The organism is Kitasatospora putterlickiae, assembly GCF_039527695.1.
Taxonomy (GTDB): Bacteria; Actinomycetota; Actinomycetes; order Streptomycetales; family Streptomycetaceae; genus Kitasatospora; species Kitasatospora putterlickiae.
In genome coordinates this window covers 6,968-10,078 of the sequence record NZ_BAAAKJ010000283.1, presented here as the reverse complement: position 1 = coordinate 10,078, position 3,111 = coordinate 6,968, and the positions used below count along the sequence as shown (strand labels likewise).

At 76.1% G+C, this 3,111-nt stretch carries 4 protein-coding genes; 2 read left to right on the top strand and 2 right to left on the bottom strand.

The window, feature by feature from the left end; translation table 11 throughout:
* Positions 1-1,082, top strand: a 1,082-nt coding sequence (locus tag ABD308_RS27645; protein ID WP_344339998.1) for a YncE family protein, incomplete at its 5' end; no start/stop codon positions are given.
* 46 nt (positions 1,083-1,128) lie between these two features.
* Here ABD308_RS27645 and ABD308_RS27640 read toward each other — a convergent pair.
* The gene (locus ABD308_RS27640) at positions 1,129-1,647 is read right to left on the bottom strand and encodes an ArsR/SmtB family transcription factor (protein ID WP_344339996.1); all 519 of its coding nucleotides are present in this window, start codon (positions 1,645-1,647) and stop codon (positions 1,129-1,131) included.
* Between the two features lie 90 nt (positions 1,648-1,737).
* Here ABD308_RS27640 and ABD308_RS27635 point away from each other — a divergent pair, with 90 nt between their 5' ends.
* On the top strand, positions 1,738-2,742 hold the full coding sequence (locus tag ABD308_RS27635) for a S41 family peptidase (RefSeq protein ID WP_344339994.1): 1,005 nt from the start codon (positions 1,738-1,740) through the stop codon (positions 2,740-2,742).
* Between the two features lie 76 nt (positions 2,743-2,818).
* Here the strand turns inward: ABD308_RS27635 and ABD308_RS27630 are convergent.
* Positions 2,819-3,111, bottom strand: a 293-nt coding sequence (locus ABD308_RS27630) for a cytochrome P450 (protein ID WP_344339992.1), incomplete at its 5' end; no start/stop codon positions are given.

Sequence of the window (3,111 nt, the reverse complement as noted above, 5' to 3'; positions counted from 1 at the left end):
CGACTTCTCCGGCCTCCGCGCCATCCCCGACCACAGCCGCTCCCGCCCTCGCCGAGCCGGCCCCCACTCCGGGCCCGCCCTCCCCCACCCTCCTCGTGACCGACTTCGGCGCGGACACCGTCACCTTCGTCGACCCGGCCCGCTCCGGCCCCGCCGCCGACCTCGGCTCCGTCCGCGTCGGCACCGCCCCGTACGGCCTCGCCGTCGCCGCCGACGGCACCGCCTGGGTGGCCACCGCCGAGGGCGTGGCCGCCGTCGACACCGCCACCCGCGTCCGCACCGCGCTGATCCCGTACACCACCCGCACCGGCCCGGTCGCCACCGGCGAGTACCGGGGCGGCGGCATGGGCCTCGCCCTCTCCCCGGACGGCGGCCGGGTCTACGTCGGTGTCAACGTGCCGGGCGGCAACGGCACCCTGGAGGTCGTCGACACCGCCACCCGCGAGGTCACCCAGGTCGTGCCGGTCGGCCGCCGCCCCTTCGACGTGGACGTCTCCGCGGACGGCGGCCAGGTCTACGTCACCGACCACGACTCCTTCGACGTCACCGTCGTCCCCACCACCACCTGGCGGCCCCGCCGCATCGAGGTCGCCCCGTACGGCACCGAGGGCGGCCTCGGCTCCTGGCTCAAGCCCCACTACACCGCCGTCCGCCCCTCCGACGGCGCGCTGCTGCTGCCCTTCGAGGGCGAGCGCCTCGCCGTCGTCGACCCCTCCACCGGCCGCGTCAGCGTCGAGCCGATGACCGCCGACACCCACCAGCACGGCGCCACCACCGCCCCCGACGGCACCCTCTACGCCGTCGGCACCGGCCCGATCGACCCGGCCGCCGACGCCGGTCCCTCGCTCACCATCCGCTCCCCCGACGGCAGCGAACGCCTCGTCCCCCTCGACGGCCCGCACGAGACCGTCACCCTCTCCCCAGACGGCCGCACCGCCTACGTCTCCGGCGGCTTCACCCGCGAGGGCGGCTGGAACGGCCTCACCCTGGTCGACACCGCCGACGGCCGCACCACCCGCCTCCCGGTCGGCCGCCTCCCGCTGACCGTCGCCGTCCTGCCCCCGGCCCGCCCCGGCGGCTGAGGCCTCCGGCCACCTCCCGGATCACGGGCATCCGGGAGCGGGGCCGTCAGGCGCGCGGCGCGGACTGTTCGTAGAGCGCGACCAGCACGCCGTGCACGGGCTCGCCTTCCGGCGCCTCGGTGGCCTCGTTCACCAGGGCCTGGAGGGCGGCGCCGAGGCGCGCGGCCTGGTCGGCGGTCAGCCGCAGGTGCCGCAGCACCATCAGCGGCTCCTCCGGCGCCTTCGCGCACTCCTCGGCCACCGCCCCCAGCAGCGCGGTGGCCGGTCCGGCGTCCCGTCCGGCCACGGTGATCCGCCGGGCGGTGCGCCGGTAGACGTGCTCGCCGCCGCCGCGCACCTTCCGGGTCTCCACGATCCGGACCACACCGGCCTCCTGCAGCACCTTGAGGTGGTGCGCCACCGTGCTCTTGCGGCCGTCCACCGCCGCCGCCAGCTCGCCGACCGTCGCGGAGCGCCCGCCGAGCGCCAGCAGCAGCCGTTGGCGCAGCGGGTGGGAGAGCGCCTTGTACTGCCGCGGGCTCTCGACGGTGAGCTCCTGGTCCTGGTCCTGACCCTGGTCGTCCATGGGGTAAAGCGTCCAACTTTCTTGACGCTTTCGCAAGCCGCGTGCTCTACTCGGCGCATCGAGATCGATCATCATCAGCGGGAGGCACCCATGACACGGCTTCAGCCGGCCGAGATCACCGGGATCGTCGCCGAGGCGCGCCGGCTCACGACCGGGCTCTACGTCTTCCCCGAGACCGGCGAGCGGATCGCCCGGGTCCTCGACGAGGCGCTGTCCCAGGGCCGCTACGAGCGGGCCGGGGACGCCGAGACGCTCGCCCGGCTGGTCACCGAGGACCTCCAGTCGGTCAACGGCGACGGTCACCTGCGGCTGAAGTTCCACCCGGACCCGGTCCCGGCGGCGAAGGAGGACGGTGCCCTCCTCGCCGAGCTGGCCCGGGGCGCCGACCTCTCCCTCGGCGGCGTCCCCCGGATCGAGCGCCTCGCGGGCGGTGTGGCCCTGCTGAAGCTCGCCCCGATCCTCTTCCCGCTCGACATGACCGGGGAGTCGCTGAACGCCGCGCTCGCCCTGGTCGCGCGGGCCGAGGCGCTGATCCTGGACCTGCGCGAGTGCGTCGGCGGCGACCCGTACACGAGCGCCCACGTCTGCGGCCACCTCTTCGACGAGCCGACGCACCTCCACACCCTCTACGACCGGCAGGACGACTCCGAGCGCCAGTTCTGGAGCCCCGCGCCGCTCCCCGGCCCGCGCTTCGGCGGCACCAAGCCGGTCTACGTCCTGATCAGCGCGGCCACCTTCTCCGGCGGCGAGGAGCTCGCGTACACCCTCCAGCAGCGCGGGCGCGCCGTGGTGATCGGCGAGGTGTCCGGCGGCGGCGCCAACCCCCGCCGGGGCTTCACCCTCCACCCCCACCTGGAGGCCACCATCCCGGTCGCCCGCTCGGTCAACCCGGTGTCGGGCGGCAACTGGGAGGGCACCGGCGTGGTCCCGGACACCGGGACGGACCCCGCCCGGGCCCACGAGGTGGCCCACCGCGCGGCGCTGGCCGAGGTGGCCCGGCTCGGCGGTGACACCGCCTCGGCCGAGGAGGCCCGGCGGGCGCTCGGCGGCCTGGCGCGGGACCGTCCGACGGCGGGGCCGGACGCCAGGCTCTGACGTCCGGCCCCACACAGGCCCCGAGCGAGCCGTCCCCGAGCGAGCCGCCGCCGATCGCGCCGCCCACGAGCCGCCGTCAGGACGCCCCGTGGAGCAGCACGGGAAGGGTGCGGTGGCCGTTGGAGATCAGCGACTCGACGGGCAGCAGTTCGGTGCCCGGGGCGAGGACGAGGTCGGGGAAGCGCTCGAAGAGCCTGCTCAGGGCGGTGCGGCCCTCCAGGCGGCCGAGCGGGGCGCCGAGGCAGAAGTGCACGCCGTGGCCGAAGGCGAGGTGGTCCTTGTCCTCCCGGGTCAGGTCGAAGGCGGCGCCGTCCGTGTGCCGGGAGGGGTGGCGGCCGGCGGCGGCGTAGGCGGCGAGGATCGCCTCGC

Bases quoted from the DNA above. Each gene is read 5' to 3' on its own strand.
- ABD308_RS27635 (WP_344339994.1), top strand. From the start codon at position 1,738: ATGACACGGCTTCAGCCGGCCGAGATCACCGGGATCGTCGCCGAGGCG.
- ABD308_RS27640 (WP_344339996.1), bottom strand. From the start codon at position 1,647: ATGGACGACCAGGGTCAGGACCAGGACCAGGAGCTCACCGTCGAGAGC.